Source organism: Streptomyces sp. CA-251387, assembly GCF_050936625.1.
Taxonomy (GTDB): domain Bacteria; phylum Actinomycetota; class Actinomycetes; order Streptomycetales; family Streptomycetaceae; genus Streptomyces.
In genome coordinates, this window is sequence record NZ_JBNJMJ010000001.1 from 635,645 (window position 1) to 652,484 (window position 16,840).

A 16,840-nucleotide genomic window follows, 5' to 3' on the forward strand; every position below is an offset into this window, starting at 1 on the left:
GGGGCGCGTGGGGATCAAGAGACGGCACTGGGCGTGGTCGGCGGCACCGCTGGCGCTGGCCCTGCTGGCGGCGACCGGCTGCGACAGCGCGCCAGACGCCCGGGCAGCGGAGCCGACCCCTGCGCCGTCCGCGGCCCGACCCGTGGCCCGGGTGTGCGCCAAGCCCGCGGCCGGGCCGGCGAAGGCGCCGGCGGGCGCGGTGACGGTCGACCCCGCGGTGGTCGGTGACCTGGCGGCGAAGACCAAGAGCAGCCCCCCGAACACCACGTTCTGGCTTCGGCCGGGCAAGCACAGGCTCGACCCGGACCGCTACGCCCAGGTGATCCCCAAGGAGGGGAACCGCTACCTCGGTGCGCCGGGCGCGGTGCTCGACGGCGGGAAGAAGAACCAGTACGCGTTCGGCGGCAGTGCCCGCAACGTCACCATCCGCTACCTGACCGTGCAGCGTTTCGTCGCGCCGCACGACGAGGGCGTGGTCAACCATGACTCGGCCGACGGGTGGGTGATCGAGCACGCGACGATCCAGCACAACTCCGGTGCCGGGCTGATGGCCGGTGCCCGCCAGCGGGTCCGCGCCAGCTGCCTGCGCGGCAACGGTCAGTACGGCATGAACGCGTACAAGGCCAAAGGCCGTATCAGTGACCTGGTGGTCGAGGGCAACGAGATCGTCGGCAACAACACCGGCGACTGGGAGCGGCGGCGGGAGGGCTGCGGCTGCACGGGCGGCATCAAGTTCTGGGCCGTCAACGGCGCCGACGTACGCGGCAATTGGGTGCACGACAACCGCGGAACAGGGTTGTGGGCGGACACCAACAACAACGACTTCCGCATCGAGAACAACGTGCTGGAGGCCAACGATGGTGCCGCGCTGATCTACGAGACCAGCTACAACGCGGTCATCCGGAACAACACGATCCGGCGGAACAACTGGGTCGAGGGCCGCCGGGAAGCCAAGGCGGGCGACAGCTTCCCGTTCGCGACCGTCTATGTGTCCGAGTCCGGGGGCGAGCCACGGGTCCGGGCCCGCACCGACAAGATCGAGATCTACCGGAACGTGCTGGAGAACAACTGGTCCGGGATCACCCTGTGGGAGAACGCCGACCGGTTCTGCAACAGCCCGGCCAACACCTCGTCGGGCGACTGCACCTTGCTGGTGAAGGACACCGACCGCTGCGTGAAGCCGGCGATCGGCAAGCCACCGCTCTACGCCGACTGCCGGTGGAAGACCCAGCGGGTGGACATCCACGACAACCGCTTCGTGCTGGACAAGTCCGTCGTCAAGTGCACGGAGAAGTGCGACCGCATGGCGGTCCTCGCCAACTACGGCACCTATCCGGACTGGTCGCCGTACCAGGGCGAGCGAGTGGCTGAGGCCATCACCCACCAGCAGGACAACCACTGGCACGACAACGTCTACGTCGGGCCTTGGAAGTTCGTCGCCCACGACCCGAGCCGGGTGCTCACCTTCGGGCAGTGGCAGGGCAAGCGTTACCGGCAGGACGCGGGCAGCACCCTCGGTCCACGGGCCGGTGATTGAGATGGACACGCAGCACGGGCGACCAGCGAGTGTCGAACCGCGCCCTGCCGGCACACCGAGGATCGTCGGGATCGTCTGGGGGTTGCTGATCCTCAACACGCTCGGCTCCGTCGGGGCGAAGACCATCGTCCCGCTGCCCCGCTCCCTCATCCAGATGGTCACCATGGGCGCGCTGGTCGCCGCGTTCGCGCTGGCGCTCGCGGTCAACCTCCGGCTACGCATCCGAGCGAGCGCCTACGTGTTCCTGCTGACCCTGCTGCTGGTGCCGAGCGTGATCTCCAGCGCGGACCTGGAGTCCGGGTTCGGCGCGCTGTTCCGCTGCGCCAGGCTGGCTCTCTTCATCAGCACACTATGGCTGCTCAGCCGCTGGTGGGACGGCGGCCTGACGTTCGTCCGGCACCACATCCGGATGTACTTCGCGGTGCTCGGGTCGGTGGCCGCCGGCCTGGCCATCTCACCGGGCGCGGCCCTGCCCGAGCTCTACGGCGGGCGCCTCGTCGGCGCGTTGTGGCCGCTCACCCCGCCGCAGATCGGACAGTACGCCGCGGTGATCATCGGGCTCACCGTGCTGCTCGTACTGGGCCGCCGGACCGACAGGGCCAGCGCGGCGGTGGTCATCGTGCCGTCACTCGTCCTGCTCGCCTTGACCCATACCCGGACAGCCACGCTCGGCCTGTTCATCGGCCTGGCGTTGGCCATCGGCTCGCTCATCCTGACCAGTGCCGCCGCCCGCCGGTTCTTCACCTGGGCGGTGCTGTGTGCGGTGGTGGCCGCGGTGGGGTTCGCCTCCGCGCTGCAGGCCTGGTTCCTGCGCGGGCAGAGCAAGGACAACTTCTCCAGCCTCACCGGTCGGGCCAAGGTCTGGGACGCCCTGCTGGCTGCGCCCCGGTCGACTTCGGAGACGTTGTTCGGCATGGGCCTGGGCGACAAGTCGTTCGGCGGGCTGCCGATCGACAACAGCTGGCTGGCCGTTTACCAGGAACAGGGCCTGATCGGCGTCACCCTCGTCGCGGCGATCATCATCGTGCTGGGTGGCGTCGCGTTGCTGCGGCCACCGTCGCTGCAGAGGGCCTGCGCGATCTTCCTGATCAGCTACTGCGCGATCGCGTCGTACACCGAGGCCGGTCTTGGCGACGCCTCGCCATATCTGCTGCATCTGGCCCTGGCCGCCTCGCTGTTGGCGGCACCTGCCGAGACCGCGCCCCTCTCGATACCCGAATCGACGCCCGAAGTCCCTCGCCGACACATCCCGCGCTGGGCCCGGAGATCGGAGGTGACCTGAGCATGCACGTCCTCGTGGTGCACAACCGCTACTCCTCGGCGCAGCCGAGCGGGGAGAACAAGGTCGTCGACCAGGAGGTGGAGCTGCTGCGCGCGGCCGGCCACCGGGTCGAGGTGTTCGAACGGCGCAGCGACGACATCGCCGCCCGGTCCCTGCTCGGCAAGGTCGCGGTACCGCTCCTCGTACCGTGGAACCCGGCGGTCCGCACGGAACTCGCCGCCCGGCTTCGCGCCGAACGGCCAGACGTGGTCCACGTCCACAACGTCTTCCCGCTCCTTTCGCCGGCGGTAATCGCCGCCTGCGCCGACGCCGGGGTGCCCGCCGTCGCCACGCTGCACAACTACACCCAGGTCTGCCCGCCCGGCACGCTGCAGCGGGACGGCCGGCCGTGCACCGAGTGCGTCGGATCGGCGCCTCTGCCCGCCGTCCGGCACGGCTGCTACCGGAACTCCCGCCTTGCGACGGTGCCGCTCGCGGTCAGCCTGTCGGTCAACCGGCGCCGGTGGTGGTCCGGCGTGGAGCGGTTCTTCTGCATCTCCGCGGCGCAGCGCGACGTCCTGGTGCGGGCCGGCATGCCGGCCGAGCGGCTGGCGGTGAAGCACAACTTCGTGCCCGACCCGGACGACCGCCGGGTGGGCGACGGCGAGCATCTGCTCTACCTCGGCCGGCTCGCCGAGGCCAAGGGCGTACGGCTGCTCATGGCCGCGTGGGACGAGCTCGCGGCGAACGGCGGGGTGGGCGTGCCGCTCGTGATCGCCGGCACGGGGCCACTGGAGCCGGAGGTGACGGCCTGGGCGGCGGGCCGGGACGACGTGCGGTACGTCGGCCTGTTGGACACGGCGGAGTGCCGGAAGGCCATCGCGCGGTCGGTCGCCGTGGTGGCGCCCTCGACGTGGCTGGAGGCGTTCGGCCTGGTGGTCGTGGAGGCGATGGCGGCGGGGGTCCCGGTCGTCGCCGCCGGTCACGGCGCCTTCGTCGAACTCGTCGAGGACGGCGTGACCGGGCTGCTGCACCGGCCGGGCAAGTCCGCCTCGCTCGCGTCCTGCATACGCCGGATCGCCGCCGAGCCGGACCGCAACCGGGAGATGGGCCAGGCGGCCCGGCTCCGTTACGAGGAGGGTTTCAGCCCGGCGGTCGGCCTTGACCGCCTGGTTGACGAGTACCGCACCGCGATCGCGGGGCGGTCAGCACTGGCTCGCGGCGGGGACACCCGCGCGAGCAGGGGGGATGGGGACAGTAGATGACACGATGCCGACTGTGTGGCTCGGAGGCGCTGGCGAGCGTCGTCGACCTCGGGGCGACGCCACCATGTGAGAGTTTTCTCGCCGCGGACCAACTGGACGAGCCGGAGCCCGCGTTCCCGCTGCACCTGCGGGTCTGCACCGAATGCTGGCTCGCGCAGATCCCGCCGTTGATCACGCCGGAGGAGACGTTCAAGGAGTACGCGTACTTCTCCTCGTACTCGACCTCCTGGGTGGAACACGCGCGTACGTTCGTCGCCGACGCGGTGCGGCGGGTGGGACTCGACACCGAAGGCCCCGACGCCTTCGTGGTCGAGGTCGCGAGCAACGACGGGTACCTGCTGAGGCATGTGGTGGACCGGGGAATCCGCTGCCTGGGCATCGAGCCGTCGGTGAACGTCGGCGCGGCGGCGCGGGACGCGGGTGTGCCCACGCTCACGGAGTTCCTGAGCCCGGAGACCGGCTCGGCCGTGCGCGCCGAACACGGCCCGGCGGACCTGGTCGTGGCCAACAACGTGTACGCGCACATCCCCGACGTGGTCGGGTTCACGCAGGGGCTGCGTGCCCTGGTCGCCGACGACGGCTGGGTCTCCATCGAGGTGCAGCACCTGCTGACCCTGATCGAGGAGAACCAGTACGACACGATCTACCACGAGCACTTCCAGTACTACACGGTCGCCTCCGCGATCCGGGCCCTCGCGAGCGGCGGACTCGCGCTCGTGGACGTCGAGTTGCTGCCCACGCACGGCGGCTCCATCCGGCTGTGGGCCCGCCCGGCCGAGGTGGCCGGCGAGCCGACGCAGCGGGTGGCCGACGTGCTGGCGCGGGAGAAGGCCGCCGGACTGCAGGAGCTGTCCGGGTACGCCGAGTTCTCCGCCCGGGTGGCCAAGGTGCGCCGGGACCTCCTGAAGTTCCTCGTCGAGGCGGCCGAGCGCGGCGAGACGGTCGTCGGCTACGGCGCCCCGGGCAAGGGCAATACCCTGCTCAACCACTGCGGCATCCGGCCCGACCTGCTCGCGTACACGGTCGACCGCAACCCCTACAAGCACGGCAGGTTCACCCCGGGCACACGCATCCCGATCCTGCCCCCCGAGCGGATTGCCGCCGACAGACCGGACTACGTCCTCGTCCTCCCGTGGAACCTGCGGGCCGAGCTGACCGAGCAGCTCTCCTTCGTGCACGAATGGGGCGGCCGCCTGGTCTTCCCCATCCCGGAACTGAGCATTGTCGAGGTCAAGCGATGAAGGTCGTCCTGTTCTGCGGCGGTTACGGGATGCGGATGCGCAACGGCGCCGCCGACGACGTGCCCAAGCCGATGGCGATGGTCGGCCCCAGGCCGCTGATCTGGCACGTCATGCGCTACTACGCGCACTTCGGGCACAAGGAGTTCATCCTGTGTCTCGGATACGGGGCTCACCACATCAAGGACTTCTTCCTCAACTACGAGGAGACGACGTCCAACGACTTCGTGCTGCGCAAGGGGCAGACCGAACTGCTGTCCACCGACATCGCGGACTGGACGATCACGTTCGCGCAGACCGGCATCGAGTCACCGATCGGGGAGCGGCTACGCCGGGTGCGGCACCACCTGGACGGCGACGAGATGTTCCTCGCCAACTACGCCGACGTGCTCACCGACGCCCCGCTGCCGGAGATGATCGACCGGTTCGCGCAGCGCGACGCCGGGGCGTCGATGATGGTGGTGCCGCCGCAGTCGTCGTTCCACTGCGTGGACCTGGGCGAGGACGGTCTGGTGGGGGGCATCACGGCGGTGAGCGACATGCCGCTGTGGGAGAACGGCGGCTACTTCGTGCTCCGCCAGGAGGTCTTCGACCACATACCGGAGAACGGGGACCTGGTCGCCGACGGATGCGCCCAACTGGCCAAGCAGGGCCGTCTGGTGGCGCACCAGCACCGCGGCTTCTGGAAGCCGACCGACACCGTGAAGGAGCGGGCCGCGCTCGACGAGGCCTACGCCCGGGGCGACCGCCCGTGGGCCGTGTGGGAACAGGACAGCGCGGCGGTGAGCGCGTGATCCGGCTCGGGGCCGGGCCCCTGTACCGGATCGTCGCGGTGGGCGCGCACTGCGACGACATCGCCATCGGCGCCGGCGGCACGCTGCTGACGCTGTGTCACGCCCGGCCGGGCCTCCGCGTCGACGCGCTGGTGCTCTCCGGCGGCGGCAGCGAGCGGGAGCAGGAGGAGCAGGCCGCGCTCGCCGCCTTCTGCCCTGGCGCCGACCTGCGGCTGACCGTGCACAAGCTGCCGGACGGGCGGCTGCCCGTGCACTGGGACGAGGCCAAGGCCGCGGTCGAGGAACTGCGCGGGCAGACCGACCCGGATCTGATCCTGGCCCCGCGCACCGACGACGCACACCAGGACCACCGCGGCCTGGCGAAGCTGATACCCACCGCGTTCCGCGACCACCTCGTCCTCGGCTACGAGATCGTCAAGTGGGACGGCGACCTCGGCCGTCCGTCGGCGTACCAGCCGCTGTCGCCGGAGATCGCCGAACAGAAGGTGCGGCTGCTGCAGGAGCACTACCCCTCGCAGCGGCACCGGCCCTGGTACGACCGGGAGGCCTTCCTCGGGTTGGCCCGGATCCGCGGCATCGAATGCCACGAGCGTTATGCCGAGGCGTTCGCCGTCACCAAACTCACGCTCAACCTGGGGGATTGAACCTTGCGCGTACTACTGACCGGACACCAGGGCTACCTGGGCACCGTGATGGCCCCGGTCCTCACGGCCGCCGGACACGAAGTCGTCGGTCTTGACTCCGGCCTGTTCGCCGACTGTGTCCTCGGCCCGACGCACGCCGACCCGCAGGGGCACCGGGTGGACCTGCGCGACGTCACGGCCGACCACGTGGCCGGGGTGGACGCCGTGATCCACCTGGCCGCGCTCTCCAACGATCCGCTGGGCTCGCTGGCGCCGGAACTCACCTACGACATCAACCACCACGCGTCCGTACGACTGGCCCGGCTGGCCCGCGACGCCGGAGTGCGGCGCTTCCTGTACGCGTCGACCTGCTCGGTCTACGGCGCCGCCGGCGGCGACGACCTCGTGACCGAGGACGCCCCGCTGCGCCCCGTGACGCCGTACGCGGAGTCCAAGGTGCGGGTGGAGGATGACCTGCACGCGCTGGCCGACGACGACTTCACCCCGGTGTTCATGCGCAACGCCACCGCCTTCGGCTACTCGCCTCGGCTGCGCGCCGACATCGTGCTGAACAACCTGGTGGGCCACGCGCTCCTGTCCGGCGAGGTGCTGGTGCTCTCCGACGGCACCCCTTGGCGCCCGCTGGTGCACGCCGCCGACATCGCACGGGCCTTCACGGCCGCGCTGACCGCGCCGCGGGAAGCGGTGCACGACCGGGCGTTCAACATCGGCAGCGAGACCAACAACGTCACGGTCGCCGAGATCGCCGAGCAGGTCGCCGAGGCGGTGCCCGGCTCCAAGGTGGTGATCACCGGGGAGACCGGCGCCGATCCGCGGTCGTACCGGGTGGACTTCTCCCGGTTCCGCGCCGCGCTACCCGGCTTCGACTGCGAGTGGACGGTGAAGCGGGGCGCACTCGAACTCGCCGACGCCTACCGGAAGTTCGGGCTGACCAAGGAGGACTTCGACCGACGTTTCACCCGGCTCGCCGTGCTGCGCGCGGCGTCCGACGCCGGCGCCGTCGACGACACCCTGCGGTGGCGCGGATGACCGCGGCCGGCGCACAGCCGACGACCTCGACCGGCGACGAGATGCATGCGCTGGTCGAGCGGCTGTACCCGCTGTGCCGCAGCATCACCGGCGACGGTGTGCGCGCCACCCTGGACATCGTCGGGGAGTACATCCCGCTGCAGGTGCACGAGGTGCCGACCGGGACGCAGGTGCTCGACTGGACGGTGCCGCAGGAGTGGAACATCCGGGACGCGTACATCGCGGACAGCGCCGGGAACCGGGTCGTCGACTTCGCCGCGTCCAGCCTGCACGTGCTCGGCTACAGCGTGCCGGTGTCGGCGACCATGCCGCTGGCCGAGCTGCGGGAACACCTGCACACCCTGCCGGACCACCCGTCCTGGGTGCCGTACCGCACCAGCTACTACAAGCCGGAGTGGGGGTTCTGCCTGGCCCAGGAGACCCTGGATGCGATGCCGGACGGCGAGTACGAGGTGCGCGTCGACTCCACGCTCGCCGACGGCCACCTCACCTACGCCGAGCACGTGGTCCCGGGGCAGGTCCCCGACGAGGTGATCGTCTCCTGCCACGTCTGCCACCCGTCGCTGGCCAACGACAACATGGCCGGCGTCGCGGTGGCGACGTTCCTGGCCCGGGCGCTGGCCCAGCAGACGCCGTACTACACCTACCGGTTCCTGTTCGCGCCCGGCACCATCGGGGCGATCACCTGGCTGGCCCGCAACGCGGAGCGGGTGGAGCGGGTCAAGCACGGCCTTGTGCTGGCCTGCGCCGGCGATCGGGGTCAACTGACGTACAAGCAGAGCAGACGCGGCGACGCGGAGATCGACCGGGTGATGCGGCACGTACTGGCCGCCTCCGAACGCCCGCACCACGTCGCCGAGTTCACTCCGTACGGCTACGACGAGCGGCAGTTCTGCTCGCCCGGGTTCAATCTGGGCGTGGGCTCGCTCACCCGGACCCCGTACGCCGGCTATCCCGAGTACCACACCTCGGCGGACAACCTGGACTTCGTCTCCCCGGAGGCGATGGCGGACACCCTTGCGGTCTGCCGCGAGGCGTTCGCCGTGCTCGACCGCAACCGGCGGTATCTGAACCTCAGCCCTTACGGCGAACCGCAGTTGGGCCGGCGTGGGTTGTACGACGCGCTCGGCGGCCGCAGCGACACCAAGCAGGCCCAGATGGCCATGCTCTGGGTGCTCAACCTCTCCGACGGCGAGCACAGTCTGCTGGACGTCGCCGAGCGGTCCGGGCTGCCGTTCGACACCGTCGCCACCGCGGCCGGCGCCCTGCACGGCGCCGGGTTGATCAAGGCATGACGCCGATGACCACCGCGGAGCAGAAGACGGCGACACCGGCCGGGTCCGCCAAGCGGGCCCTCGCCGGCCGGCTGTCCTGGGGACTGGCCGACCAGGCGGCCTCCAGCATGTCCAACTTCGCGGTGGGCATCTACGTGGCCCGCTCGCTGGGCGTGACCGCGTTCGGCGTGTTCAGCCTGGCCTGGGTGACGTACGGCGTGGTGCTCAACGTCTCCCGCGGGCTTGCCACCGACCCGCTCGTGGTGCGCTTCAGCGGTGTGTCAGACGCGTCCTGGCGCGGGGCGGTGGCCCGGTCGTCAGGTACCGCGCTCGGCGTCGGTGCCGCCCTCGGCGCGATGTCTGTGGTGGCCGGCCTTGCTCTCGGCGGCCGCGTGGGGCCCGCGTTCGCCTGCCTCGGCGTCATGCTGCCGGGGCTGCTGCTGCAGGACGCCTGGCGGTTCGCCTTCTTCGCCGCAGGCGCCGGACGGAAGGCGTTCGTCAACGATGTCGTGTGGGGCGTCGCGCTCGTCCCGGCCATGGTGGTGGCGGCCCACATGGGCACCGTGGCCGCGTTCGTGCTCGCCTGGGGCGGCTCCGCCGCGGTGGCCGCGGTGTACGGCTGCTTCCAGTCCGGCATCCGGCCCCACATGAGCGGAGCGCGCGAGTGGCTGCGCGAGCACCGCGACCTCGGCTACCGGTACCTGGTCGAGAACGTCAGCAACAGCGGCGCGAGCCAGCTGCGGGCGTACGGGCTCGGCGCGATCGTCGGGGTCAGCGCGGTGGGTGTGGTCCGGGGCGCCGAGCTGCTGCTCGGCCCGTTCCTCGCTGTGCTGATGGGGCTGTCCCTGGTCACCGTCGCGGAGGCGGCACGGGTGCTGCGGCGGGCCCCGCACCGGCTCGGCAGGTTCTGCCTTCTGCTGGGCGGTGGGCAGGCCGTCGCCGCGCTGCTCTGGGGCGGGGCGCTGCTGCTGGTGCCCGACCGGGGCGGTGAGTTCGTGCTCGGCGGCGTCTGGAACTCGGCCTCGGAGCTCATCGTGCCGGTCACGCTCGGCGTCGCGGGCGCCGGCCTGGGCACCGGCGCGGCGGCCGGGCTGCGCGCGCTCGGCATGGCCCGGCGCAGCCTGCGCAGCCAGCTGATCGCCTCCGTCTGTTACGTCATCGGCGGGCTCGGCGGGGCGGCCGTGGCCGGCACGGTCGGCTCGGCCTGGGGCGTCGCCGCCGCGACCGTCAGCGGCTCGGCCGTGTGGTGGCTGCAGCTGCGGTCCACCCTGCGCGAGTACCACCAGAACTCCATCCCCGAAGTGAGGACGCAATGACCGCCCAACCCCGGCTGAGCATCGGCCTGCCCGTGTACAACGGCGAGGAGTACCTCGCCGAGGCCCTCGACGCCCTGCTCGGCCAGACCTACGAGGACTTCGAGCTGGTCATCTCGGACAACGCCTCGACCGACGGGACCCACGACATCTGCCGCAAGTACGCCGCGCAGGACTCCCGTATCCGGTACATACGGCTGTCCCGGAACATCGGCGCCGCGCCCAACCACAACTACGTGTTCACCGAGTGCCGCGGCGAACTGTTCAAGTGGGCCTCGCACGACGACCTTTACGCCCGCGACCTGCTGCGGCGCTGCGTTCAGGCGCTGGACGAACGGCCGGACGTGATCCTCGCGCACTCCGGCCAGGCGGTCATCGACGGCGACGGCCGGGTGAAGGTCCCGTACGAGTACGGGCTCGCCACCGACTCGCCGCACGCGCCGGAGCGCTTCCGCAGTCTGCTGTTCGAGCCCGGTGGCGACGACTTCTACGGGGTGATGCGGGCCGACGTGCTGCGCCGGGTGAAGCCGCACGACAGCTACCACCACGCGGACCGCACGTTCGTCGCCGAGATCACCCTGCACGGCCCCTTCCACCAGGTGCCGGAGCTGCTGTACTTCCGCCGCGACCACCCCACCCGCGCCGAGCGGGCGAACCCTTCCAAGCGCTCCCGGTGCGTCAACCTGGACCCGCGCAGGGCGGGCCCGTTGCACCCGACGCCCCGGCTGCTCGCCGAGTACGTCTGGGGGTTCGCCTCGGCGATCCGGCGGGCGCCGTTGTCCGCGGCCGACCGGCGCGCCTGCTACCGCCACATGGCCGCGTGGATGACCAGCCGGGTCCGGCCGGGCGCCGGCGAGCGGGTCGAGGACCGCGCCCCGGTCGACCCGGAACGGCACACCGTCTCCGTCGACGCCCTCGTCGCCGGACGTGAGGGAAGGCAGACATGACGTCCGATGAACGCGAAACTCCGGTGCGCGTCGGGGTGTTCGGCCTGCTCGGCTCCGGCAACCTCGGCAACGACGGGTCGTTGGAGGCCGTGCTCGGGTATCTCCGCGCCCGGCACCCGGAGGCGGTCGTGGACGCGCTGTGCGGCGGACCCGAGGTCGTGGCGGCCCGGTACGGGATCCCCGCGACGCGGCTGCACTGGTACCGCGGGGAGTACCGGACCGCGTCGCGTGTGGGCGCGATCGCGGCGAAGGGTCTGGGCAAACTCGTCGACGCCGTCCGCACCGCCGCCTGGGTGCGCCGGCACGACGTGGTGATCGTGCCGGGCATGGGCGTCCTGGAGGCCACGCTGCCGCTGCGGCCGTGGGGCTTCCCGTACTCGCTGTTCCTGCTCTGCGCGACCGGCCGGCTGTTCGGCACCCGGGTCGCGCTGGTCGGCGTCGGCGCGGACGCGATCAGCGACAGGCCGACCCGGGCTCTGGTGCGCTGGTCGGCGCGGCTGGCCACGTACCGGTCGTACCGGGACGCCCTGTCCCGCGACGCGATGCGGGCGATGGGCGTGGACACCGCACGCGACGAGGTCTACCCGGACCTCGCCTTCGCCCTGCCGACGCCACCGGCGAGCGCGCCCTCGGGACCGCCGGGCCAAGTCTGCGTCGGTGTCATGGACTTCCACGGCGGCAACGACGACCGCGCCCGGGCCGAGGAGATCCACCGGCGCTACCTCGACGGGACGACCCGGTTCGTCCGCGCGCTGGTCGAGGACGGCAGGCCGGTCCGGCTGCTCACCGGCGACGAGTGCGATGCGCCGGTGGTCGACGCCATCCTCGACGCGGTTAACTCGCCGCTGGTCACCGCCGCCGAGGCGGCCTCGCTGGCCGACCTGATGAAGGAGATGGCGGCTGCCGACACCGTGGTGGCGACCCGCTACCACAACCTGATCTGCGCGCTGAAGGTCGGTACGCCGACGCTCGCCCTCAGCTATGCGGCGAAGAGCGAGGCGCTCATGGATCGGATGGGGCTGGGCGCGTACTGCCACCCGGCGCGTGAGGTCGACGCCGACCGGCTGCTGGAGCAGTTCCGGGAGCTGGAGCGGCGATCGGCGGAGCTGCGGCGGACCCTCGCCGAGCGGAACCTGGCCGCCGCCCAGCAACTCGAGCAGCAGTTCACCGCCTTGACCGAGGCACTGTTCCCGGCGACCGGTCACGCCCACACCAACGCCCACGCCCACTCCCACGCCCGGCAGGAGTCTCCATGAAAGTGACCGAAGTCCCCGAGATCGCCGGAGCGTATCTGTTCGAGCCCACGCCGTACGCCGACGAACGCGGCTTCTTCTGCCGCACCTTCGACGCCGACGTGGTCCGCTCGGTGGGCCTCGACCCGGACGCGTTCGTCCAGGACAGCCTGTCCCGCTCGGCCCGGGGCGTGCTGCGCGGCCTGCACCTGCGCTCCGGGGCCGGCGAGGCGAAACTGGTGCGGTGCTCGTACGGAAGGATCTTCGACGTCGTCGTGGATCTGCGGCCGGACTCACCGACGTACCTGGGCCGGGCCTTCTTCGAGCTGTCCGGCGAGACGCAGACGACCCTGTACATCCCGGCGGGGTGCGCGCACGGCTTCCAGGCGTTGACCGAAACCGCCGACACCTCGTACCGGATCGACCGCCCGCACGACCCGGCCGAGGACGTGACGATCGCCTTCGACGACCCGGAGCTCGCCATTCCCTGGCCGCTGCCGGCCACATCGATGTCCCAGCGGGACCGGGAGGCGCCGAGCCTCGCCGAGGTCCTGAAGCACAAGGAAGGGTGAAGTGGGCTTGGAGACCGAAGAGTTCGAGCTACCCCGGTCGCGGACGGCGAACGAGCGACTGCACGCCATGGTCCCCGGCGGCGCGCACACCTACGCCAAGGGCGACGACCAGTACCCCGAGCACCTGGCCCCGGTCATCAGCCACGGCCGCGGTGCCCACGTGTGGGACATCGACGGCAACCGCTACGTCGAGTACGGCTCCGGCCTGCGGTCGGTCAGCCTCGGCCACGCCCACCCACGCGTGATCGAGGCGGTGCGGCGGGAACTCGACCGCGGCAGCAACTTCGTCCGGCCGTCCATCCTGGAGGTCGAGGCCGCGGAACGCTTCCTGGCCACGGTGCCGACCGCCGAGATGGTGAAGTTCGCGAAGAACGGCTCCGACGCCACCACCGCCGCGGTGCGCCTGGCCCGCGCCGCCACCGGGCGCCCGCGGGTGGCCCTCTGCGCCGACCATCCGTTCTTCTCCGTCGACGACTGGTTCATCGGCACCACGCCGATGTCGGCGGGTATCCCGGCGGCGACCACCGACCTCACCGTGGCGTTCCCCTATGGGGACTTGACCGCCACGGAGGAGCTGCTCAACCGCCACCAGAGCGAGGTCGCCTGCCTGATCCTCGAACCCGCCACCCACACCGAGCCGCCGCCCGGGTACCTCGCCGGCCTGCGCGAGCTGGCCGACCGGCACGGCTGCGTACTGATCTTCGACGAGATGATCACCGGCTTCCGCTGGTCCGAGGCGGGCGCCCAGAGCCTGTACGGCGTCGTCCCCGACCTCTCCACGTTCGGCAAGGCGCTGGGCAACGGGTTCGCCGTCTCCGCGCTGGCCGGGCGCCGTGAGCTGATGGAGCGGGGCGGGCTGCGTGACTCCGTCGACCGGGTGTTCCTGCTGTCCACCACGCACGGGGCGGAAACGCACTCCCTGGCAGCCGCGATGGCCGTGCAGACCACCTATGTCGAGGAGGGCATCACCGCGCGGCTGCACGCCCTCGGCGAGCGGCTGGCCGCCGGTGTCCGCGACGCCGCGGCGAGCATGGGCGTCGGCGATCACGTCGTCGTTCGGGGCCGGGCCAGCAACCTGGTCTTCGCCACCCTCGACGAGAACCGGCAGCCGTCGCAGGAGTACCGCACTCTGTTCCTGCGCCAACTCCTCGCGGGCGGGGTGCTGGCCCCGTCGTTCGTCGTGAGCAGTGCGCTGAGCGACGCGGACATCGATCAGACCGTCGATGTGGTGGCCCAGGCATGTGCGGTGTACAGGAAAGCACTGGACGCCGCTGACCCCACACCCTGGCTGGGCGGGCGACCGGTGAAGCCCGTGTTCCGCCGCTTGGCGTGACATGGAGGGGCGGGAGGTGACGTGACGTCAGCGGCGCTCCCGCCGACCGGCGTCGGCCATCCGATCGCCCAGCCTGGCGGCCATCCGGTCGACCAGCCATGCGGTCGCCGGTATCACCGCCAGCGCGGTGCACCAGCCGCCGAGGACGTCGGTCGGGTAGTGCGCGCCCAGGGCGACCTGCGCCCAGCCCATGGCGGCGCCGGCCACCAGCGCCGCGGCGAGCACGAGTGACGTGCCGGCCGTCCTGCCGAGGCCGAGCCGGCCGGTCGCGAGGAGCGCCACCATGAGGGCGAGCGCGGTGAGGAAGGCGGTGTGCCCGCTCGGGTAGGACAGGTTGCCTTCGCCGTGGATGGTGCGTCCCACCAGGGACTTGAGCAGCGTCGTCGTCCCCACGGTCAAGACGGCGCCGGCAACGATGAGCACCGCCGCGCGAGGACGCCGACGCAGCAGGCAGCCCGCCACGGTGGCCACGACCAGCGTCGCCGCTCCCAAGGGCTCCCCCAGGAAGTCCGTGGCCAGGGCGACGTACCGCCACGGCGGCCGCACACTGTCCGCTGTCGGCGGGATGATCCACCTGTCCACCCTGCCGGGCTCGCTGTGGCCGGCGTACAAGACCCCGAGCACGACGACGACGAGCGCGGCGAGGGCCGCGGTCAACCCGAGCCAAGCGCGCAGCGATGGGGGCAGCACCGCGGGCGACCGGTGGGCAGCCATGAATCAGCGGCTTCCTTCCTGTTTCCCCTGCGCCTTCGGCTCTCCCGGCGCCAACTCCCCACCAACGGGCCCCCGTCAGGGGAATCAGTCTCTGCTTGCCAACCTAACCAACGATGCGGTCGCGGCGAACCGCCGTCGGAAAGTTCGCGTGTCAACACTCCGCGAACCTACTTGGGCGATCAGTACGTGAGTGCGTCCTCGGCGGTGCCGAAGAAGCTGGTGACCTGGCCGTCGTTGACGGTGACGGGGCCCTCGTCGATCGCCACCGTCGTCGGGCTCTCGGCAGCGGTGAGCGCGATCTCCACCTTGTCGGCGCTCTTGCCGCCCGCGGTGTCGGCGCGCGAGAACATGATCCCGGCATAGGCGCTCTCGCCGGCCTTCAGGATCCAGTCCTTCCCGTCGGGTCCCATGTGCTCGGCGGCGCCGTCGAGCTCCGGAATAGTGATCACCAGCTCGTTCGCCGGCAGCAGGCAAGGGCCGCTGCCCTTGTTGGTCGCCTTCAGCAAGGCATGGTTGACGGGCTTGGACGCGACGGTGACGTTGTAGCTCAAGTCGGTCGTCTCGCACATGCCTACACCGCCGTCCTGACCGTCGTCGGACGCGGGCTGCGACGGCGGGGTGCTGCCCTGGCTGTCGGAGGAGTTCCCGCCGTCGCTGCCACCGTCATCGGAGCCTGCCGCCGAGGGCGCGTCGGCGCCCTTGTCCGTACCCGCAGCGGACGCACTCGCTGCCGCGCTCGGGGTGGTGGCCGTGTCCTTCCCGGCATCGCCGTTGCATGCGCTCAGTGCCAGGATGCCGAGCGAGAGAGCGGCGAGTACCGCGGTGGTACGGCGTGAACGAGCTGTGTAAGCCATGAGAAGCCCCCCGTGATCGGAACGTCCCGGTGATCATGCCGCACGGGAGCGACGTCTCCGCCCGCTCGCACCAAGAGGGAGCCGTCCGCGAACACGTTTGTGACACTGTGACAGCGGCAATGGCGCAGCAGTCGCAGGAGAGGGCAGCGTTCGCCCTGGTGCCGCTGGGCGTCAGCTCGCGCTCAGGGGCGTGGTTGGCTCAGCGTCGAGTTGGTGATCGGCCCAGACGTAGCTTTCGGGGAGCAGGTCGCTGATGGAGACGGTTCGAAGACGGTCGCCTGCGCCGACGATGACCTTCAGGGCTGGGAAGTAGTCGAGAAGGACCTGGCGGCACCGGCCGCACGGGGGAACGACCCCGCGGTCACGGTCGCCGACGGCGACGATCGTGTCCAGCTCGTAAGCGCCCTGGCCGGCCGCCGCGCCGATGAGGACCAGCTCGGCGCAGGGCCCTCCCGTGAAGTGGTAGGCGTTCACCGCGGTGACGATCCGTCCGTCCCGGGCGCGGGCCGCGGCCGCCATGGTGTGGTTCTCGCCACGGCATCGAGTGCGCGCGACGTGGGCCGCGGCCTGGATGAGCTCGTCGTCGACGGGGTGGGGGTGCGTGGTCATCTGCTCTGCCTTCGTGCGGTGTCAGGTGACGTTGGCGCAAGTGAGGATGGCGCGCAAGCGAATATCGCGTTGGTGAACGTCACCTCGGCGATGTTCGCGACGGTGGAGGACAAGGATGCGAACAGGTCGGTGTGACTGAGGCAGGTGGTCTTGGTGTTCGTCGCGCCGGACAGGGAGGTCGCTATCCGGTCATTCCCCTGCCGGTCCGTAGACACCGACCTCCT

Annotated in this window: 16 protein-coding genes; 13 read left to right on the forward strand and 3 right to left on the reverse strand. The window is 71.1% G+C overall.

Features of this window, described 5'->3' with window-relative positions; translation table 11 throughout:
* The first annotated feature begins 7 nt into the window (after positions 1 to 7).
* From ACQEV2_RS02820 to ACQEV2_RS02880, 13 genes are read left to right on the forward strand one after another with little or no spacing between them, the layout of a single operon-like run.
* Entirely contained in the window at positions 8 to 1,537 is a 1,530-nt protein-coding gene (locus ACQEV2_RS02820; protein WP_433036150.1) for a right-handed parallel beta-helix repeat-containing protein, read from the forward strand.
* A 1-nt stretch (position 1,538) separates the two neighbouring features.
* Positions 1,539 to 2,819, forward strand: coding sequence for an O-antigen ligase domain-containing protein (locus ACQEV2_RS02825; protein ID WP_433036152.1), 1,281 nt, complete (start codon positions 1,539 to 1,541; stop codon positions 2,817 to 2,819).
* A 2-nt stretch (positions 2,820 to 2,821) separates the two neighbouring features.
* Complete coding sequence (locus ACQEV2_RS02830; protein ID WP_433036154.1) at positions 2,822 to 4,063, forward strand: glycosyltransferase; 1,242 nt, start codon at positions 2,822 to 2,824, stop codon at positions 4,061 to 4,063.
* Positions 4,060 to 5,304: a class I SAM-dependent methyltransferase gene (locus ACQEV2_RS02835; RefSeq protein WP_433036156.1), complete on the forward strand. Its 1,245-nt coding sequence runs from the start codon at positions 4,060 to 4,062 to the stop codon at positions 5,302 to 5,304. The genes ACQEV2_RS02830 and ACQEV2_RS02835 overlap by 4 nt, the downstream gene beginning before the upstream one ends.
* Positions 5,301 to 6,095 (forward strand): glucose-1-phosphate cytidylyltransferase, encoded by a 795-nt coding sequence (locus ACQEV2_RS02840; RefSeq protein ID WP_433036158.1) that lies wholly within the window; start codon positions 5,301 to 5,303, stop codon positions 6,093 to 6,095. The genes ACQEV2_RS02835 and ACQEV2_RS02840 overlap by 4 nt, the downstream gene beginning before the upstream one ends.
* A complete protein-coding gene (locus ACQEV2_RS02845; protein ID WP_433036160.1) occupies positions 6,092 to 6,739 on the forward strand; it encodes a PIG-L deacetylase family protein in 648 nt (215 codons plus the stop codon). The genes ACQEV2_RS02840 and ACQEV2_RS02845 overlap by 4 nt, the downstream gene beginning before the upstream one ends.
* A gap of 3 nt (positions 6,740 to 6,742) precedes the next feature.
* On the forward strand, positions 6,743 to 7,768 hold the full coding sequence (locus ACQEV2_RS02850; RefSeq protein ID WP_433036162.1) for an NAD-dependent epimerase/dehydratase family protein: 1,026 nt from the start codon (positions 6,743 to 6,745) through the stop codon (positions 7,766 to 7,768).
* Entirely contained in the window at positions 7,765 to 9,063 is a 1,299-nt protein-coding gene (locus ACQEV2_RS02855; RefSeq protein WP_433036164.1) for a DUF4910 domain-containing protein, read from the forward strand. Before ACQEV2_RS02850 ends, ACQEV2_RS02855 begins: the two co-directional genes overlap by 4 nt.
* Positions 9,060 to 10,358 carry a hypothetical protein gene (locus tag ACQEV2_RS02860; protein WP_433036166.1) on the forward strand — a complete coding sequence of 433 codons (1,299 nt, stop codon included), beginning with the start codon at positions 9,060 to 9,062 and terminating at the stop codon, positions 10,356 to 10,358. Before ACQEV2_RS02855 ends, ACQEV2_RS02860 begins: the two co-directional genes overlap by 4 nt.
* Positions 10,355 to 11,302: a glycosyltransferase family 2 protein gene (locus ACQEV2_RS02865; protein ID WP_433036168.1), complete on the forward strand. Its 948-nt coding sequence runs from the start codon at positions 10,355 to 10,357 to the stop codon at positions 11,300 to 11,302. The genes ACQEV2_RS02860 and ACQEV2_RS02865 overlap by 4 nt, the downstream gene beginning before the upstream one ends.
* Positions 11,299 to 12,558, forward strand: coding sequence for a polysaccharide pyruvyl transferase family protein (locus ACQEV2_RS02870; RefSeq protein WP_433036170.1), 1,260 nt, complete (start codon positions 11,299 to 11,301; stop codon positions 12,556 to 12,558). The genes ACQEV2_RS02865 and ACQEV2_RS02870 overlap by 4 nt, the downstream gene beginning before the upstream one ends.
* Positions 12,555 to 13,106, forward strand: a complete 552-nt coding sequence (gene rfbC / locus ACQEV2_RS02875) for a dTDP-4-dehydrorhamnose 3,5-epimerase (RefSeq protein WP_433036172.1) — start codon at positions 12,555 to 12,557, stop codon at positions 13,104 to 13,106. The genes ACQEV2_RS02870 and rfbC overlap by 4 nt, the downstream gene beginning before the upstream one ends.
* Before the next feature lie 7 nt (positions 13,107 to 13,113).
* Entirely contained in the window at positions 13,114 to 14,439 is a 1,326-nt protein-coding gene (locus tag ACQEV2_RS02880) for a glutamate-1-semialdehyde 2,1-aminomutase (protein WP_433036174.1), read from the forward strand.
* A 27-nt stretch (positions 14,440 to 14,466) separates the two neighbouring features.
* On the opposite strand, the gene ACQEV2_RS02885 is transcribed toward ACQEV2_RS02880, so the two are convergent.
* The 3 genes from ACQEV2_RS02885 to ACQEV2_RS02895 all read right to left on the reverse strand — a co-directional run bounded on the left by ACQEV2_RS02885 (position 14,467) and on the right by ACQEV2_RS02895 (position 16,616).
* On the reverse strand, positions 14,467 to 15,153 hold the full coding sequence (locus ACQEV2_RS02885; RefSeq protein WP_433036176.1) for a phosphatase PAP2 family protein: 687 nt from the start codon (positions 15,151 to 15,153) through the stop codon (positions 14,467 to 14,469).
* A 179-nt stretch (positions 15,154 to 15,332) separates the two neighbouring features.
* Positions 15,333 to 16,007, reverse strand: a complete 675-nt coding sequence (locus tag ACQEV2_RS02890) for a DUF4232 domain-containing protein (protein WP_433036178.1) — start codon at positions 16,005 to 16,007, stop codon at positions 15,333 to 15,335.
* Between the two features lie 171 nt (positions 16,008 to 16,178).
* On the reverse strand, positions 16,179 to 16,616 hold the full coding sequence (locus tag ACQEV2_RS02895; protein WP_433036180.1) for a cytidine deaminase: 438 nt from the start codon (positions 16,614 to 16,616) through the stop codon (positions 16,179 to 16,181).
* Between the last annotated feature and the right edge of the window lie 224 nt (positions 16,617 to 16,840).

Bases quoted from the DNA above. Each gene is read 5' to 3' on its own strand.
- ACQEV2_RS02825 (WP_433036152.1), top strand. From the start codon at position 1,539: ATGGACACGCAGCACGGGCGACCAGCGAGTGTCGAACCGCGCCCTGCC.
- ACQEV2_RS02895 (WP_433036180.1), bottom strand. From the start codon at position 16,616: ATGACCACGCACCCCCACCCCGTCGACGACGAGCTCATCCAGGCCGCG.
- rfbC (WP_433036172.1), top strand. From the start codon at position 12,555: ATGAAAGTGACCGAAGTCCCCGAGATCGCCGGAGCGTATCTGTTCGAG.
- ACQEV2_RS02890 (WP_433036178.1), bottom strand. From the start codon at position 16,007: ATGGCTTACACAGCTCGTTCACGCCGTACCACCGCGGTACTCGCCGCT.
- ACQEV2_RS02835 (WP_433036156.1), top strand. From the start codon at position 4,060: ATGACACGATGCCGACTGTGTGGCTCGGAGGCGCTGGCGAGCGTCGTC.
- ACQEV2_RS02860 (WP_433036166.1), top strand. From the start codon at position 9,060: ATGACGCCGATGACCACCGCGGAGCAGAAGACGGCGACACCGGCCGGG.
- ACQEV2_RS02830 (WP_433036154.1), top strand. From the start codon at position 2,822: ATGCACGTCCTCGTGGTGCACAACCGCTACTCCTCGGCGCAGCCGAGC.
- ACQEV2_RS02840 (WP_433036158.1), top strand. From the start codon at position 5,301: ATGAAGGTCGTCCTGTTCTGCGGCGGTTACGGGATGCGGATGCGCAAC.
- ACQEV2_RS02855 (WP_433036164.1), top strand. From the start codon at position 7,765: ATGACCGCGGCCGGCGCACAGCCGACGACCTCGACCGGCGACGAGATG.
- ACQEV2_RS02870 (WP_433036170.1), top strand. From the start codon at position 11,299: ATGACGTCCGATGAACGCGAAACTCCGGTGCGCGTCGGGGTGTTCGGC.
- ACQEV2_RS02865 (WP_433036168.1), top strand. From the start codon at position 10,355: ATGACCGCCCAACCCCGGCTGAGCATCGGCCTGCCCGTGTACAACGGC.
- ACQEV2_RS02885 (WP_433036176.1), bottom strand. From the start codon at position 15,153: ATGGCTGCCCACCGGTCGCCCGCGGTGCTGCCCCCATCGCTGCGCGCT.